At 68.1% G+C, this 14,863-nt stretch carries 16 protein-coding genes; 7 read left to right on the top strand and 9 right to left on the bottom strand.

Annotation, left to right across the window (positions count from 1 at the left end; genetic code table 11):
* Positions 1–26 precede the first annotated feature (26 nt).
* The 4 genes from ACXZ1E_RS01695 to ACXZ1E_RS01680 form a co-directional block, all read right to left on the bottom strand.
* Positions 27–545 (bottom strand): universal stress protein, encoded by a 519-nt coding sequence (locus ACXZ1E_RS01695; protein WP_458041734.1) that lies wholly within the window; start codon positions 543–545, stop codon positions 27–29.
* A gap of 62 nt (positions 546–607) precedes the next feature.
* A complete protein-coding gene (locus ACXZ1E_RS01690) occupies positions 608–934 on the bottom strand; it encodes a universal stress protein (RefSeq protein ID WP_458041733.1) in 327 nt (108 codons plus the stop codon).
* Between the two features lie 89 nt (positions 935–1,023).
* Positions 1,024–1,659 (bottom strand): response regulator, encoded by a 636-nt coding sequence (locus ACXZ1E_RS01685; RefSeq protein ID WP_458041732.1) that lies wholly within the window; start codon positions 1,657–1,659, stop codon positions 1,024–1,026.
* Positions 1,656–3,356, bottom strand: a complete 1,701-nt coding sequence (locus ACXZ1E_RS01680) for a sensor histidine kinase (protein WP_458041731.1) — start codon at positions 3,354–3,356, stop codon at positions 1,656–1,658. The genes ACXZ1E_RS01685 and ACXZ1E_RS01680 overlap by 4 nt, the downstream gene beginning before the upstream one ends.
* A 110-nt stretch (positions 3,357–3,466) precedes the next feature.
* Between ACXZ1E_RS01680 and ACXZ1E_RS01675 the strand changes: the two genes are divergently transcribed.
* Positions 3,467–4,330, top strand: a complete 864-nt coding sequence (locus ACXZ1E_RS01675) for a universal stress protein (protein WP_458041730.1) — start codon at positions 3,467–3,469, stop codon at positions 4,328–4,330.
* A gap of 172 nt (positions 4,331–4,502) precedes the next feature.
* Here the strand turns inward: ACXZ1E_RS01675 and ACXZ1E_RS01670 are convergent, their stop codons facing one another.
* Positions 4,503–5,369: a DUF222 domain-containing protein gene (locus ACXZ1E_RS01670; protein WP_458041729.1), complete on the bottom strand. Its 867-nt coding sequence runs from the start codon at positions 5,367–5,369 to the stop codon at positions 4,503–4,505.
* Positions 5,370–5,496: 127 nt separating this feature from the next.
* On the opposite strand from ACXZ1E_RS01670, the gene ACXZ1E_RS01665 reads away from it, so the two are divergent.
* From ACXZ1E_RS01665 to ACXZ1E_RS01655, 3 genes are all read left to right on the top strand, one after another.
* Entirely contained in the window at positions 5,497–5,838 is a 342-nt protein-coding gene (locus ACXZ1E_RS01665) for a MerR family transcriptional regulator (RefSeq protein WP_458041728.1), read from the top strand.
* 136 nt (positions 5,839–5,974) lie between these two features.
* Positions 5,975–6,607 carry a PadR family transcriptional regulator gene (locus tag ACXZ1E_RS01660; RefSeq protein WP_458041727.1) on the top strand — a complete coding sequence of 211 codons (633 nt, stop codon included), beginning with the start codon at positions 5,975–5,977 and terminating at the stop codon, positions 6,605–6,607.
* A 40-nt stretch (positions 6,608–6,647) separates the two neighbouring features.
* Positions 6,648–8,441 (top strand): ABC1 kinase family protein, encoded by a 1,794-nt coding sequence (locus tag ACXZ1E_RS01655; protein WP_458352022.1) that lies wholly within the window; start codon positions 6,648–6,650, stop codon positions 8,439–8,441.
* A gap of 143 nt (positions 8,442–8,584) precedes the next feature.
* On the opposite strand, the gene ACXZ1E_RS01650 is transcribed toward ACXZ1E_RS01655, so the two are convergent.
* A complete protein-coding gene (locus ACXZ1E_RS01650) occupies positions 8,585–9,658 on the bottom strand; it encodes a DNA polymerase IV (RefSeq protein WP_458041726.1) in 1,074 nt (357 codons plus the stop codon).
* A 46-nt stretch (positions 9,659–9,704) separates the two neighbouring features.
* Between ACXZ1E_RS01650 and ACXZ1E_RS01645 the strand changes: the two genes are divergently transcribed.
* Positions 9,705–10,049 (top strand): DUF2200 domain-containing protein, encoded by a 345-nt coding sequence (locus ACXZ1E_RS01645; protein WP_458041725.1) that lies wholly within the window; start codon positions 9,705–9,707, stop codon positions 10,047–10,049.
* A 32-nt stretch (positions 10,050–10,081) separates the two neighbouring features.
* On the opposite strand, the gene ACXZ1E_RS01640 is transcribed toward ACXZ1E_RS01645, so the two are convergent.
* Together ACXZ1E_RS01640 and ACXZ1E_RS01635 are read right to left on the bottom strand one after the other, a co-directional pair.
* Complete coding sequence (locus ACXZ1E_RS01640; RefSeq protein WP_458041724.1) at positions 10,082–11,128, bottom strand: aggregation-promoting factor C-terminal-like domain-containing protein; 1,047 nt, start codon at positions 11,126–11,128, stop codon at positions 10,082–10,084.
* 195 nt (positions 11,129–11,323) lie between these two features.
* The gene (locus ACXZ1E_RS01635; RefSeq protein ID WP_458041723.1) at positions 11,324–12,037 is read right to left on the bottom strand and encodes a hypothetical protein; all 714 of its coding nucleotides are present in this window, start codon (positions 12,035–12,037) and stop codon (positions 11,324–11,326) included.
* A gap of 208 nt (positions 12,038–12,245) precedes the next feature.
* Here ACXZ1E_RS01635 and ACXZ1E_RS01630 point away from each other — a divergent pair, with 208 nt between their 5' ends.
* A complete protein-coding gene (locus ACXZ1E_RS01630; RefSeq protein WP_458352021.1) occupies positions 12,246–12,968 on the top strand; it encodes an NUDIX hydrolase in 723 nt (240 codons plus the stop codon).
* Positions 12,969–13,293: 325 nt separating this feature from the next.
* On the opposite strand, the gene ACXZ1E_RS01625 is transcribed toward ACXZ1E_RS01630, so the two are convergent.
* Complete coding sequence (locus ACXZ1E_RS01625; RefSeq protein WP_458041722.1) at positions 13,294–13,692, bottom strand: DUF3054 domain-containing protein; 399 nt, start codon at positions 13,690–13,692, stop codon at positions 13,294–13,296.
* Between the two features lie 93 nt (positions 13,693–13,785).
* On the opposite strand from ACXZ1E_RS01625, the gene ACXZ1E_RS01620 reads away from it, so the two are divergent.
* A complete protein-coding gene (locus tag ACXZ1E_RS01620) occupies positions 13,786–14,745 on the top strand; it encodes an NAD-dependent epimerase/dehydratase family protein (RefSeq protein ID WP_458041721.1) in 960 nt (319 codons plus the stop codon).
* Positions 14,746–14,863 lie beyond the last annotated feature (118 nt).

The raw sequence follows: 14,863 nt of genomic DNA, 5'->3' as shown, positions 1-14,863 counted from the left end.
GGCTCACGGACGCCCCGGGAGCCTCGTCACCCCCAGGACAGCGTTGACTCCGGCGGGCCGAAAGGCCAAGCGGGCAGCGTCTCGACGCGCTGTGCGGGCACGATCGCCACCGGCACCGGAGCATTGAGCAGAACGTCATGGGCGACGGACCCGAGCTGGAGGAGATCCTTGAGAATGCCGCGATCGGCGCGGGCGACAACGAGGAGCTGAGCCGTCTGAGCTGCTTCGACAAGCTCGGGGATGGTCGGACCCTCGATCAGAGTGGTTGCTACGTCCGACTCGGGGTGGCGGCCACGGATTCCCGTGGCGGCTCCCTGAAGTACCGTCTCAGCGGCGTCCCTGATCGCCTCCCACGGGTAGTCGACGAAGTGGAGCGGAGACGGGTAGGCGGGGCCCGCGGCCCAGACATGCACGAGTGCGATAGCTGCCGCCCGGAGCATCGCCTCGTCCTCCGTGAAGGCCACCGCGGCCTTCGCGGGGTCGTCGTCGCCCACTCCGAGGAGCACCGGACCGTAGTGAGGAGTCCAGGTGCGCGGCACCACCACGAAGGGAGCCGCGCTCCGCGCGGCCAGGCGCAAGGGGACAGTGCCGTAGACGAGGTGCCGCGCTAAGGGTGTCTGTCCGTGCCGACGACCAGAATGTCGGTGAACGAACTGGCCTCCATCAGACGCTCGCTGGGGTCGCCGTGGGTGAGCATGCTCGAAACAGTCTTGAAGATAGCAGCCTGCTTCGCGAAGTCCGCGGCCTCTCGGACGTTCTCCTCGTAGAAGGTACGCACTGTGCCGAGTGTGCGGAGTCCAGGCGGCGGCACCGGAACGACTGTGACCAGCCCGACCTGGGTGGGCGTGTGCCGCGCTCGTTCGATGACCCAGTCGAGCGCGACGCGGCTGGTGAGGCTTCTGTCAATGCCGACGGTGACTATGCGGATGGTCATGGTGGACTCTTTCTCGAACCCCTCGCCATGATCCGCCCGAACGACACACCTGCTCAGGGGCGAAAGTCCCTACGACCGTGGAGAAGAGCTCAGTCGGTGCGGCGGTGCGCGGCGCCGTACACGGCGGCTTGCGTGCGCCGTTCGAAGCCGAGCTTGTCGAGCAGCCCCGACACGTAGTTCTTGACGGTCTTTTCCGCCAGGCCGAGTCGCTCGCCGATCTGCCTGTTCGTCATGCCATCGGTGATCAACTCGAGAATCTGCCGTTCACGTAGCGTCAGGTCCGGATCGTCACTGGTCGAGGCCTGTCGAAGCATCAGCCGCTCACCCGCGCGTCGCCGCAGTTCGCCGGGAATCAACTGCCTACCGGCGGCCGCGCGCCGCACCGCATCGACCAGGCCTGCCCCGCGGATGTCTTTGAGCAGCCATCCGCTGGCTCCTGCTAGCACAGCCGCGTCGAGGGCCGCCTCGTCGTCGAACGCCGTCAGCATGATGCAGGGCAGTTCGGGGTGACGGGAGCGGATCTTCCTGCACGCGTCGACGCCGGTGCCGTCCGGCAGCCGGACGTCGAGCACGACGATGTCCGGGAGGGTGGCGTCCACCCGCGCGATTGCGGCCCGGACGGTCCCCGCTTCTCCGACCACCGTGAGATCTGACTCGCGCTCCAGCACGTCCGCAATGCCGCGTCGGACGAGTTCGTGATCGTCGACCAGGAAGATCCGTATCATGCGGTGGCGCTCTTTCGTCTGGGCATCGGGATCCGCCAGTCGAGCACTGAGCCGCCGGCCGGGCCGGGGTGCAGCACGGCGCTGCCGCCCCACGCCTCCGCCCGCTCTGCGAGATTCGTGAGCCCGCTGGACCGGGTGGCTTTGCCCGCCCCCCGGCCGTCGTCCTGCACCGTCACCCGGATCTCCTCCGGTCTGGCGATCACGCTCACCGATACTCCGTTCGCTTCGGCATGCCGCGCTGCGTTCGATAGTCCTTCGCGCACAACAGCTTCCAAATCATCGAGCACAGGTTCGGGGACGAGGAGGTCGAGATCCCCCTCGAGTGAGACGTGCGGCGGGTTCGGGAATGCGCCTGCGGCATCGCTCACGATGTCCAGCAAGCGTTGGCGGGTAGCGGGCCGTCCGGGTGAGGAGGCGCGGAGAGCGAACACCGTTTTCCGGATCTCCGCGATCGCCTCATTCAGAAGGTTCGTCACCACGTCCACCTTCTCGCGGACGCCTGAGGGTAGACGCTCCACGTCTACACCGTTCAGGGTCAGGCCCGCCCCGAAGAGGCGCTGAATCACGTTGTCGTGCAGATCACGGGCTATGCGGTTCCGGTCTTCGAGGAGCGTGAGCCGCTCGTGTGCACGCCGGGCCTCGCGCAGCTCCAGCACGACGCTGGCGTGTGTCGCGAACTCGATCGCCAGGTCCAAGTCCACCTCGAGGAAGCGGGCGGCATCACGTGGGCGGGCGATCGCCAGCGCCCCACGGGTGCCGTCCGGTCGGCCGATGGGAACCACCATGGCGGGTCCCGTCAACTCGTCGGAGCGGTCCGGGTACGGCACGCCGGCCGACAGGCGCGGGTTCCCCGACTCGATTACCGTCTCGCTCAGAGTGGTCGCCGCGGGGTAGATGCGTCCGCGGAAGGCGTCCGCCTCGTCCCCCCACGCGCCCTCCACCACCGCTCCACCGCTCGGGGACGAGGCGACGAGACACACCACGGCGGCGTCGGTGAGACGTGCGACGGCCTGGGCGACCGCCGCGAGGGGATCTGCAGTCTCCTCGCTGAGCAGTGCCGCCCCGGTCTCGGCCGACGCGAGCGCCCACCGCTGACGGAGCTGCGCATCCCCGAAGAGGCGAGCGTTGTCGATCGCCACGGCAGCCGAGGTGGCCAGCGCAGTGAGGAGCTCTTCGTCCTCCGCGGTAAAAGAGCCGCCGGTGCGATTGGTGAGGTAGAGGTTGCCGTACACCTCATCCCGCACCCGCACAGGAACGCCGAGGAAGCTGCCCATCGGCGGATGATTTGCGGGGAACCCGTGCGAGCGCATATCCGTGCCCAGGTCATCCAGACGGATCGGGGCGGGGTCAGAGATGACCGCGCCGAGGATCCCCCGCCCACGAGGAAGGTCGCCGATCCGCGCGGCCGTGGCATCGTCTAAGCCGACGTGGATGAACTGCTCGAGTTCCCCGTCGGGGCCGATCACTCCGAGCGCGCCGTACTGCGCGCCTACGAGGTCGACGGCGGCCTGAGCGATGCGCCGGAGCACGGTGGGCAGTTCCAGCCCTTCGCCGACGGCTCGGGTTGCCGCGAGCAGCTCGCGCAGCCGTCCTTGAGTGGCGAGCACCCGGTTCGCCTTGTCGACCAGTTCCGCGATCGCCAGTTCGAGCTCGGATTGCGGCAGGTCCGGGAAGTGCACGGAAGGATGGGCGCCCACACGTCTCCTCGAGCCTCGGGAACCGGCGGGACCAACGGCCCTGCCAGATCCATAGGTTACGCCCCAGCATCGACCCTGCTCCAATTTGCTTCTGGCGAAGAAAGGTAACCATGATCAGCGACACCTTCGTGCCCGCGCGCCGGATGTCTCCGGAGGAGCGGACCGACCCGCTGCTCGGCCCTGGTGGCCGCTACATCGTGGGAGTGGACGGCTCCGCCTCGAGTCGCGCCGCCCTCACCTGGGCGGCCGCGCGGACGCTTCCGGACGGCGCCATCAGCCTTGTGGGGATCGCCGACGACGACGCGGGATCTGTGGGCGCCGAGTACGGCGACGATGTGGCTCGAAGGCTGGCCCACGTCCTGTCAGATGCGGCGGACGACCTGCTGAATCGCTACCCGACGGCGCGGATCACCACGACTGTCGAGCGCGGGATGGTGGCAGACACGCTCGCCCGGGCTGCAGACCAGCGGGATGTCGTCGTTATCGGCTCCGACAAGACCGGCTACGCCCGCGGACGGATGTTCGGTCTCCGCGCGGTCCAGCTGGCGGCCGCGGTGCGCGGCACCATGACTGTGGTCCCTTCGATCGACCTTCGCCTATGCACAGGTGTGGCGGTGGCGGTGGCAGACTTGCAGAACGCGCCCGCGCTTGCGCAGCGTGGCGCGCAGGAGGCCGCGCGTCGCGGCTGCTCTCTCGCTATCGTTCATGCCGTCTCATCCGGCGGGCAGCTGCGTTCGGCCTACCGCGACGACGTGCTCGCGGCTGCCCGCACCGCCGCACTGGACACCGATTCGAACCTAGACGTGTGGGCGCACGTCGCGCAGCGGCACCCTTCGGACGCGATCCTCAACCTGTCCCGTGACAAGGCGCTGCTCGTCGTCGGACGATCTCGGCAGACCAGCGCTCTGGGGGTGGGTCAGACGCTCCACGAGGTGCTGATGAACGCCAACGCCCCCACGGTCGTCGTTTCCTGACTCTGCGCGCCCTGGACCTTCGTCCCTGTGTCGGGCAGCAGTTCCCTGACGAATTGGATCAGCCGCTTCGTGCGGTCAGACATCGAGTCAGGAGTTTCCGGCGTGGATCCCGTAGACATCGCCCGCCAGCAGTTTGGGCTGTGTCAAATTTCGTAGACAGGTTCTTTGTTGGTCAGGCCGCGGTGGCGGTCTGAGTCACCCCGCCGTGGGCGTGGTCCATCGTGTGATCGACATCGCAGCGTTTCGCGGGCATCCGGCATCCGGGGAATCGACAGTGCTGATCTCTGACGGCGAGGTGTCTTCGTTGCTGCTCGCTGGGCCGGTATCGGTCGACGGCGAGCACCTGACCGGAGATCGGATGTGTGAGGATCCGGTCCCACCCGGGTGCTCCGGCGGTGAGCACGCACGCGGTTTGCGGGTCGATGGGGGAGTGCCCGACGAGGAACGCGGTCTCGTAGGGATCTGTGATGCGCTTCTCGATCAGCGACATGACCGGGACCGTGATGTGAACGGTTGCGCGGATCCCGGCCAGGTCGGTGGGTCCACCGTCGTGGCCGGTGGGTGCGGCGGTGAGGAGCAGGTCGCCGAGGATGTCGGCTCGGATCTGGTCCGTCGTGCGGACATCAAGGCTGTCGGCGGGCTCCGCCTGCCCGCATCCGCCCGCGTCGGTAGCCGGGTTCGCAGCGTGCCGCCGCGCGTCAATCACGGTTCGTGCCATTTCGCTGAAGCGGTCGTGGACGCCATGCGCGATGGCGGCGGGCAGGATTGCACGGAGTTCGGCCATGCCGTCGTCGAGGTCGGTGACCCAGACGGTGCGGTCTTCGACGGCGCGGCGGTGGCGTTGTTCGAAGGTGGTGTGGGCGTACCATTCCGCCCGCCGCTTCGCCAACGGCGTCAAACGCGTCGCGGATCCGGTGGCTGGCCCGATCGACCGACGTGGTGGCGGGGGTATCGGCGGCGAGGGCGTACCGCGGCTCACCCCGGGGCTGCTCGTGGTGCTCTGCGTTCTGATGACGCTCAACCCGATCGTGGCAAACATGTACCTGCCACGGTATCCCGTCGACATCGAGTGTGTGTCGCATGGAGAGTGCCTTCTGTAGCGTGCCGGCGTTGTTCATCGTCGATGACGCTAAACTCTGACATCGTGTCAAGGTCAAGAGGGGCGCATGAACATCGGTGAGCTCAGTCGACGAAGCGGAGTGAGTCCTCGTTCGTTGCGCTACTACGAGAAGCACGGACTCATCCACGCGGAGCGGAGGGGTAACGGCTACCGCGAGTACGACGACACCGCGGTCGAGCGCGCGAGCGTCATCCACACCATGTTCGGCCTGGGTTTCGCTCGTCCCGTCGTCGAATCGGTACTCACCTGCACCGGCGAAGCGCCCGCTTCGGTGCATCGGGAAGTCGCGCAGCAGCTCATTGCAGTGCGGAACGACATGGCCGACCGTATCGTGCAGCTGTCGCACACGCACCGCCTGCTCAGCGAGTTCATCGACGCGTCCGTCTGACGGGCCTGTTGTCGCGCGCGAGGCCGTCCCGAAGCACACGGCGACTTCACAGGCATCCGCGTATCGAAACGACCCTCAGCGACATATCGTTGACTATCGTTGGATAGGCGGCAATCGACACCGCATGGAGGTCATGATGAGCGATTCATTCGGAACCAACGGCTTCGGATTCGGCGGCGGAAGCGGCTTGGGCAATGGTGGCTTCGGCGCCGGACTGGGCTCGGGCTTCGGCAAGACCGGCGCCGGAATCTGGGATGCGATGGAGCAGCTTCGCGACGAGTTCGAGCGTCGCGTGATGCCCAAGGGCGGGGCCCGCATGGGCCGCGGTGATGTGCGTGCGGCCGTTCTGGCCCTGCTCGCCGAGAGCCCGATGCACGGCTACCAGATCATTCACGAGATCGAAGAGCGCAGCGGCGGCAGCTGGAAGCCCAGCCCCGGCTCGGTCTACCCGACCCTGCAGCTGCTGACCGATGAAGGCCTCGTCACCGCCGAAGAGGCGAACGGTCGCAAGACCTATGCGCTGACCGAGGCGGGACGCGCCGAAGCGGATACCGCGGGTGAGCGTCCGGCGCCGTGGCAGACATCCGCAGCCGGCACCGGCGCTCGCGAGAGCAGCGGACGCGCGACGGCGCTGCCCAAGGCCGGCGTGGAGCTGGCCCAGGCTGCGGCTCAGGTTGCCCGCACGGGTACCCCCGAGCAGGTGCAGCAGGCCGTCTCCGTGCTCGAAGACGCGCGTCGTAAGCTCTACTCGATCCTCGCCCAGGACTGACGGGAGTGCCCTCGGCGCGAAGGCGTCGCGAGGGAGCACAGTGAGCGGCAGGGTCGTCGATGAGACCGATGCGTACGATGCCGGCGCCATGCGCGCCCGGTATCGGCGCATCCTGCGGTTCGCTGCGCGCTTCCTTGCTCAGACGTGGTGGTTCGAACTCGTTCTGCCCCGCATCGGCCTGACCCGGATCGCGGTGCGCACACGCAACAAGCGCATGAAGCGGTTCGCTCGAGCATTCCATGGGCTGGCCGTCGACCTCGGTGGCTTGATGATCAAGGTCGGACAGTTCATGTCCTCGCGCCTCGACGTTCTACCGCCCGAGATCACGAAAGAGCTCGAGGGGTTGCAGGACGAGGTTCCTGCCGTGCCGTTCGATCGCATCCGATCGGCCGCCGAGGCCGAACTCGGCATGCCGCTCGAACGCGCCTATTCGTGGTTCGACGAGACTCCGGTGGCCGCGGCATCCCTCGGGCAGGCGCACCGCGCCCGCCTGTCGGCCCTCGACGCGAGCGAGACGGGGCTCGACGCGGTCGTCGTCAAGGTGCAACGCCCGGGCATCCAGCAGATCGTCGATGTGGACCTCGCCGCGCTTCGCAAGGTCGGCGGATGGCTCAGCCGCATCCGGCTCGTCTACACCCGCGTGAATGCGCCGGCGCTCGTCGAAGAGTTCGCGGTGACGAGCCTCGAAGAGATCGATTACGTCCACGAGGCCGCCAACGCCGAACGCTTCGCCCGCGACTTCGAGGGCGACCCGCGGGTGGCGGTGCCCGAGGTCGTGTGGGAACGCTCGACCGGGCGCGTACTGACGCTGCAGGACGTCACGGCGATCAAGATCAACGACTACGACGGTCTCCGCGCCGCAGGCATCGACCCCGACGAGGTCGCCCGTGAGTTCGCGTCGGTCATGTTCGATCAGCTGTTCGACCACGGCTTCTTCCACGCGGATCCGCACCCGGGTAACGTCTTCGTGACGTTGATGCCGGATGCCGCGGGCACCGGCGCCGGCGGGAGCGGCGTGGTGGCGGGCGCGAATGCCGGGGCCGATGCATCCGCCTCGGTTGCCTCGTCGCCCGCGTGGCGGTTCACATTCATCGACTTCGGGATGATGGGCGAGGTCCCTCCCGGGCTTCGCCGGGGGATGCGGCAGCTGCTGATCGCCGTGGCGTCGCGCGACGGGCGAGGGCTCGTCGACGCGATCCGGGAAGTCGGGGTGCTGCTGCCCTCGGCCGACACCGGTGAGCTCGAGCGGGCCATGACGGCGCTGTTCGCGCGGTTCGGTGGCATGGGCTTCGCCGAGCTGCAGGAGGTCGACCCGCGCGAGTTCCGCGACTTCGCGATCCAGTTCGGGGATGCCGTGCGGTCGCTCCCGTTCCAGCTGCCCGAGAACTTCTTGCTGATCATCCGGGCATCGTCGCTCACGTCGGGCGTCTGCAGCGGACTGAACCCCGCGTTCAACCTGTGGGACTCGGTCGAGCCGTACGCGGCACAACTGTTGCGCGACGAACGCGGCAACATCGCCCAGGCGGTCGGTAAAGAGGCGCTGTCGATCGCGACGCTGGCGGTGCGACTCCCGCGGCGCCTCGACGATCTCGTCACCCGCGTTCAGGACGGCGATATCTCGGTCGACACCCCGCGGCTCGACCGGCGCGTGGCTCGGCTGGAGCGGATGGCGCGCCGGGTCGTCTCGGCTGTGCTGTTCGCCGGACTGTTCATCGGCGGTGCCGTGCTCCGCCCGGAGGACCCGGTGTTCGGCACCGTACTGATGGTCGGTTCGGTGCTGCCGCTGATGCACGCGCTGTTCGCGGGAATACGGCGGGGGCCGGGCGCGGGCTGACGCCGCGTTTTTCCGACGCCGAGTGCGGGCCTGCCCGGGCCGCGCGAAGTGAGGACTTCGGCTCGGTGAGAGGATCCGTCTGCGGCCAGGATCCTCCTCCGTGCCGGAAGCCCTGCTCTCGCGCGGTGGTCCCTGCGGTAGCCTCACCACCCGCTGCGGGTCGGTGTGTGACCCCCGCGCGCATCTTCCGGCGTCGCCATCTCGGCGCGGATGCCGAGCAGTCGCACGGGCCTGTCGGGCGCGATCTTCGCAACCAGGGCCATGGCCTCGGCCGTGACGATCGAGGTATCCGTCGTCGCCGACACCTTCCGCGTGAACGTCTTCGTCAGGAACGGCGCGTAGCGCACCTTCAGTCCCAGTCCGACGACAGGTCGCGCATCGGCCGCGACATCCGCCAGCACCTGGGCGAGCAGTAAGCGTGCCGCATCCTCGATCTCCTCGCGTGCCTCGAGGTCCTGCTGAAAGGTCGTTTCGCGGGAGTGCCCGCGCGGCACATAGGGGGTGTCGTCCACTGTCGCCGAACCTTCGCCCCGCCCCAGTTGCGCGTACCAGGGACCGATCCGCGGACCGAATTCACGGGCGAGCGCGCCCTCGTCCGCGCGGGCCAGTTCGGCGATGGTTCGGATGCCGAGGGTCGCGAGCCGCTTCGAGATCTTCGACCCGATGCCCCACATCTCGAGGGTCGGGCGCTCTCCCATGACGTCGAGCCAGTTCGTCGCGGTGAGCCGGAAGACACCGCGAGGTTTGCCGAAGCCGGTCGCGACCTTAGCGCGCACAAGCGTGTCACCGATGCCGACGCTGCAGTGCAGCTTGGTTCGCGTGAGAACGGCGGTCTGGATGCGCCGTGCAAACCCCTCCGGATCATCGGTCGTCACTCCGACAAACGCCTCATCCCAGCCCAGAACCTGCACGACCGCGCCGGGCTGACCGCGTACTACCGCCATGACCTGCGCGGAGGCGGCGTCATACGCCTCGCGATCCACGGGCAGAATCACCGCGTCCGGAGCTTTCCGGGCGGCGATCCGCAGCGGCATCCCGGATCCCACTCCCAGCTCGCGCGCCTCATACGAAGCGGTCGACACGACCGCGCGCTCGGTTGGGTCGCCGCGCCCGCCCACGATGACCTGCCTGCCCGCCAGTTCCGGGTGCCGCAGCACTTCGACCGCTGCGATGAACTGGTCGAGGTCGACATGGAGGACCCACGGTGCGCCGCTCATGCAGCTAGTGTGCGCGGTGTCGCAGGTGCATGGCTAGGCTCACGGCATGCACCGCATCTTCACCACCGCCGTATCGGCGGTGTACCCGCACTACGTAGCGAAGGCCAAGCGCAAGGGACACACGCAGGGCGAGGTCGACGAAGTCATCGAGTGGCTGACGGGGTTCGACAAGCCGACCCTCGAACGACACCTCGCCGACGGGACGACCTTCGAGCAGTTCTTCACCGAGGCCACGCTCAACCCGAATGCTGCCCTGATCACGGGGACCATCTGCGGCGTGCGTGTCCAAGAAGTGGAGGATCCTCTTATGCAAAAGATCCGCTATCTCGACCTGCTCGTCGATGAGGTCGCGCGCGGCAAGAAGATGGAGAAGATCCTGCGTCGCGAGTAGCCGCTTGCGGGGCCGACGCCCTTGCTAGCTGCTCAGTACCAGCCGACCGACTGCGATTGCGACCAGGCGCCACACGGGGTGCCGTAGCGACCCGAGATGTAGCCCAGACCCCAGGAGATCTGCGTCGCCGGGTTGGTCTGCCAGTCAGCACCGGCCGAAGCCATCTTGCTCCCCGGGAGGGCCTGCGGAATACCGGTTGCACCACTCGAGCGGTTGTATGCCTGGTAATTCCAGCCGGACTCCTTGTTCCAGAGCGAGACGAGGCAGGAGAACTGGTCGTCGCCCCAGCCGCGTGCGGCAAGCATCCCGCGCGCGGTCGCTTGCGCCTCCGCGGCGCTCGTGCCGCTCTGGGCGAGCGCCGGTGCGCCACCGGACGACGCACGGGGAGCTGTCTGCTTGGCGGCTGCGGCAGCAGCGGCGGCCTCTTCGGCCGCGACGCGCGCGGCTTCGGCGGCGGCGGCTTCTTCGGCCGCCTTCTTCGCAACGGCCGCCTCGAGGCTGCCGCGCAAACCGGCGACACGTTCGTTGACCGGCGTGACGAGTTCGTTCACGTCGGAGATCAGCCCCAGCACCAACGGGGCAGGCAGCATGTCAGCACCCTCGAGGCGATCGGCGGCCTTCTCGAGCGCAGCAGTGTCGACGCTGGTGTCGGGCTCGCCCACGTCGAGGCCTGATGCCTGGATGTCCGACGTCACCGCGGTGGCCGCCGAAATCGAGGTATCTGCCGCGGCAAGAGCTTCGCGCATCTCGGAGGAGCCCTCATCCGTGCCTGTCGCCGTGAGGATCGGCGTTGTCGCAACGGACGTCGTGAACGAGGCACGAGTCATCGTCAGCGTCGAGTCCGACCGGTCGGAGACCGACGACGCCTCAGCTTGCACCGAGGGAACGGTCGAAAATGCGAGGGCCCCGACGAGCGCGACAGCGAGTCCGGACGTGATGAGGGCGGGGCGGCGGCGTGCTCTGCGAGCGCTTTGCTCGGCGAGTCGGCGGGTGCGGCGGGCAGGCAAAGAAGTCGAGGCAGAGCGCATGAAGACCAGTTCCGTATCGGTGAGCAGCGCCCTCGGGCGGGCGCGTCGCATCCGCACCTGCGGACACAAAGCAACGACTTTGGCACACCCCACCTGGGTGCTTCCGGTACGTTCCCTGGACGCCCGGTGAGAACGGGCTTCCAAAAAAGGCCAGATGGCGGGTGTTCGCGGGCTCAGAACGAGGCGGTTGGGCGATCTCTGCCTGCCCTACGGCGGCGAAAACGCCCGTGATGGCGGTCGTTCCGCTCAGGATGGTCGGGTAGTCCGACGACGTGTCCACGATCGTGCCGTTCGCGCCGAGCGTCTCGACGTCGATGCCGGCGAGATCGAAGACGTAGTCGGCGTTCGGGTTCTCGAGAAAGACGACGTACCACCACGTTGTCGGGTGGTACGACGTGCGACCGAGAGTGGATTCCACGACGACGAGGTCTTCAGCCGCGGTCGCAGGGTCGACGGCATGCTCGTCAGCGCGATGAGCGCCACGACGAAGCCGGCGAGCAGAACGAAACCCGAGAACCAGGTGACGAAGGCCACGAACGCCATGACCAGACCGATCAGCGCTAGGACGAGACCGATGATCGCGAGCGTCTTCGGTCGCGATCCGGGCTGGGGAGCGGCGCCGTCAACGGGAGGCGGCAGGTAGCCACCCCCATAGGCTGCCGCGGGCGGTACGCCAGGGTAGGGCTGCACAAGTGGCGCCCCCGCGGGAACACCTTCTGGCGCGGCGCCCGGGTAGACCGGTGCTGCGTCGGGGTAGCCGCCAGGGAAAGAGCCTCCCGGATACGACGCCGCCGCGTAGGGCGGAAGAGGCGGAACGGATGTCGGGGGCGCGGGGTGCTGCAGAGCGTGTTGATCGCCCGCCAGATCGGGTGATTGCTCGCCGGGCTGCTCGAGGGTCTGCTCCGGAGTGACCTCGGACGCGGGCTCGCCGATGCCGTTCGGATCGCGCGGATCTGACATGAAATTCTCCTCGGGAGCCGGCGCTGGGCACTCGGTCCGGTCGTCGGGCGGAGAAAGCCCTGACTAGCGGATGCGATCGGGGAACGACTCCCGAATTCGACGCCCCGCCCGCTGCCACAATCGGCGCATGCACGGACCTCGAATCAAACGAAGTGACCGTGCCAGACATTCGCGGCCTCGGCGGGGGAGCGCGACGTACGCTGGGCGGGTGTCTGCACCATCCACGCCGTCCACACCGCAGAACGCGCGATCGCAGCTGATGGCGTTGACCGAGGTCATCGCGGCCGGCCGGTTCGATCCGCACATCGCCGCCCGCTTCGGGCCTCCCGTCGATGACGCTCGGGCCGCGGCCGTCCTTATCTTGTTCGGTGTTCTCGATTCGCTGCCCAGCGATCACCGGGCTCACGCGACAGCGGTCTCGCGCGACCTCGACGTTCTGCTCCTCGCCCGCGCGCTCACGCTGCGGGCGCATCCGGGCCAGGTCGCTTTTCCGGGCGGGAGGGTCGATCCGGGCGACGACGGACCCGTCGCGGCGGCCCTGCGCGAGGCTCAAGAAGAGACAGGACTGGACCCGGCGGGGGTCGAGGTGCTCGGATCGCTCGGCACCATCCCGCTCGCCTTCTCGCGGCACGCGGTGACTCCCGTGCTGGCTTGGTGGAAACATCCGTCGCCCGTGCGGGCCGTCGATCAGGCCGAGTCCGCGGACGTCTTCCGAGCTCCCGTGGCGGACCTCCTGAACCCCGCGAATCGGGGCACGACGGTGATCCGCCGCGATGGGCAGGAGTGGCGCGGACCCGGATTCCTCGTGCAGCACGCAACCGGAAACCACCTGGTCTGGGGCTTCACCGGGATGTTGCTCGACGGGCTGTTCGACCTTCTCGGCTGGACCGAACCGTGGGATGACTCCCACGAACTGCGGCTGGTCCTCTGACGAGGAAGGGGCTGGTGGTGTCGGCGCGACAGCCGCGACGAGGTGCGCGTTCCGATGCCGGATGAGTCGTCGCAGGTACGGCACCAGAATCAGCCTCTCGACGAGTGTCCCGAAGGCGGGAACCCCGAAGGTGGGGGAACCGACCGTGAGCGTGTCGAGCATCACCGTGCGGGAACCTCCGAGCGAAAAACATGCTCGTGACGAAACGACCGAAACGGGCCACGTGTCTGCTCGTCCATGAAGCGGTCCGGGTCGCCACGGTGAAGCTGCTGGGCACGGTTCGATCCTCGCAGAGGCCGGAACATCGGACGTCGAACGACGGTGGTCAGTCGACGAGCCGCCGGGTTTGCGCCCGGGCCAGGACCCACGCGACCACCCACCCCATCATGCGCCAGCCGACGAGCAGCACCAGCAGAGTGACCGCCGCGACGATGATGAACGCGAGCGCAGTGCCCTGCCCGCTGACGGCGCGGAGCACCATCCCGCCGATGACCGTGATGATCCACATGCCCAGCCCTGTCCGGACGGGCGCGAACGGCCGGCGCCATGCCAGCGTGATGAGCCAGCCCGCCACCAGGGCAACGAGGAACGGCCACGACGTCTCGAGCAGGCCGCCTCCTCCCGGACCGAACACCCCCTCATCGTGACTCGCCCGACCGATGGCGGCGAACACGACGACGAGAAGAACATCGGCGATGAACGCCAGTACGACGTGACGATTCATGTGGCACTCCTGTGACTGCTGAGAAAGTTCCACACCCAGCATCCCACTCGAAGACGCTGGCCTTGATGGCGCGACGCATGCCAGGATGGGCATGTGGCCGCTGAGCTGCATGTCGTCATTGGAGCCGGCCCCGTCGGTGTAGCCGTCGCGCACAGACTCGCCCGTGACGGCCGCCGCGTTCGTCTCATCACGCGCTCCGGCTCCGGGCCCGAGCATCCGCTCATTCAGCGGATCGCGGCAGACGCTTCCGACGCGGTCGCCCTGGCGATCGTCGCGAAACGGGCAACCGTCATCTACAACTGCGCGAACCCCGACTTGTGTCCGCAGTGGAAGCGTGTCTGGCCGCCCCTGGCCGCATCCATCCTGCGCGCCGCGGAATCGTCCGGTGCCGTGCTGGTCATCCTTGGAAACCTCTACGGCTACGGCCCCGTGACCGTGCCGATGACCCGCGACATGCCGCTCAGACCCACTGACCCCAAAGGAACTCTGCGGGCGCGCATGTGGGAAGAGGTGCTCGCGTCCCACGAAGCCGGTCGGGTGAGGGCGACCGAGGCCCGCGCGTCGGATTACATCGGCCCGACCGCCCGGGCCCGTAGCTCGGTGCTCGCCTTCTATGCGAACGCGGCCCTCGCCGACCGCATGGCCTGGGTCTTCGCAGACCCTGATCAGCCGCACGCCTGGACGGCCGTCGACGACATCGCAGCGACTCTCATCACGCTCGGCGCAGACCGTCGCGCGTGGGGCTCACCGTGGCTCGTGCCATCGAGCGTCCCGCTTTCGACGCGGGAGGTCTTGAGTCAACTCGCCCGAGTCGCCGGTGCCGACGAACCGCGATTGCGACGCGTCCCGCGCGGCCTCCTGCATACCGCGGGCGTTGTCTCGCCGACCTTGCGAGAACTCGCGGGCGTCCTTTACCAATTCGATGCACCCTTCGCCGTGGACGCGAGCGCGACGACCGAGACCCTCGGCCTGACCGCGTCCCCGTGGCGGAAGGTCCTGGCCCGTACCGCGCCCATCTGGCGCGAGCGGGCGCTCGTCTCCCGCACCGCCTGACGCGCAGCCCGCTCTACTAGCGGGGCGAGTCGTGTTCCGCAACCCCGGAACAGATGCGGCTAGGCGTCCGTACCGTGGCTGACGCCGGACACAACCGGTCGTGGCGGACGTCCTGTTC

It is taken from the genome of Pacificispira sp. HM-600 (assembly GCF_977993705.1).
The sequence above is the reverse complement of the archived record's forward strand: the minus strand, read 5'-3'. Positions and strand labels throughout refer to the sequence as shown.

What these genes read in the sequence shown, in the direction of transcription:
- ACXZ1E_RS01640 (WP_458041724.1), bottom strand. Translation starts at nt 11,128, where the DNA reads ATGCGACGCGCCCGCCCGAGGGCGCTGCTCACCGATACGGAACTGGTC.
- ACXZ1E_RS01675 (WP_458041730.1), top strand. Translation starts at nt 3,467, where the DNA reads ATGATCAGCGACACCTTCGTGCCCGCGCGCCGGATGTCTCCGGAGGAG.
- ACXZ1E_RS01645 (WP_458041725.1), top strand. Translation starts at nt 9,705, where the DNA reads ATGCACCGCATCTTCACCACCGCCGTATCGGCGGTGTACCCGCACTAC.
- ACXZ1E_RS01670 (WP_458041729.1), bottom strand. Translation starts at nt 5,369, where the DNA reads ATGTTTGCCACGATCGGGTTGAGCGTCATCAGAACGCAGAGCACCACG.
- ACXZ1E_RS01660 (WP_458041727.1), top strand. Translation starts at nt 5,975, where the DNA reads ATGAGCGATTCATTCGGAACCAACGGCTTCGGATTCGGCGGCGGAAGC.
- ACXZ1E_RS01650 (WP_458041726.1), bottom strand. Translation starts at nt 9,658, where the DNA reads ATGAGCGGCGCACCGTGGGTCCTCCATGTCGACCTCGACCAGTTCATC.
- ACXZ1E_RS01635 (WP_458041723.1), bottom strand. Translation starts at nt 12,037, where the DNA reads ATGTCAGATCCGCGCGATCCGAACGGCATCGGCGAGCCCGCGTCCGAG.
- ACXZ1E_RS01690 (WP_458041733.1), bottom strand. Translation starts at nt 934, where the DNA reads ATGACCATCCGCATAGTCACCGTCGGCATTGACAGAAGCCTCACCAGC.
- ACXZ1E_RS01685 (WP_458041732.1), bottom strand. Translation starts at nt 1,659, where the DNA reads ATGATACGGATCTTCCTGGTCGACGATCACGAACTCGTCCGACGCGGC.
- ACXZ1E_RS01625 (WP_458041722.1), bottom strand. Translation starts at nt 13,692, where the DNA reads ATGAATCGTCACGTCGTACTGGCGTTCATCGCCGATGTTCTTCTCGTC.
- ACXZ1E_RS01665 (WP_458041728.1), top strand. Translation starts at nt 5,497, where the DNA reads ATGAACATCGGTGAGCTCAGTCGACGAAGCGGAGTGAGTCCTCGTTCG.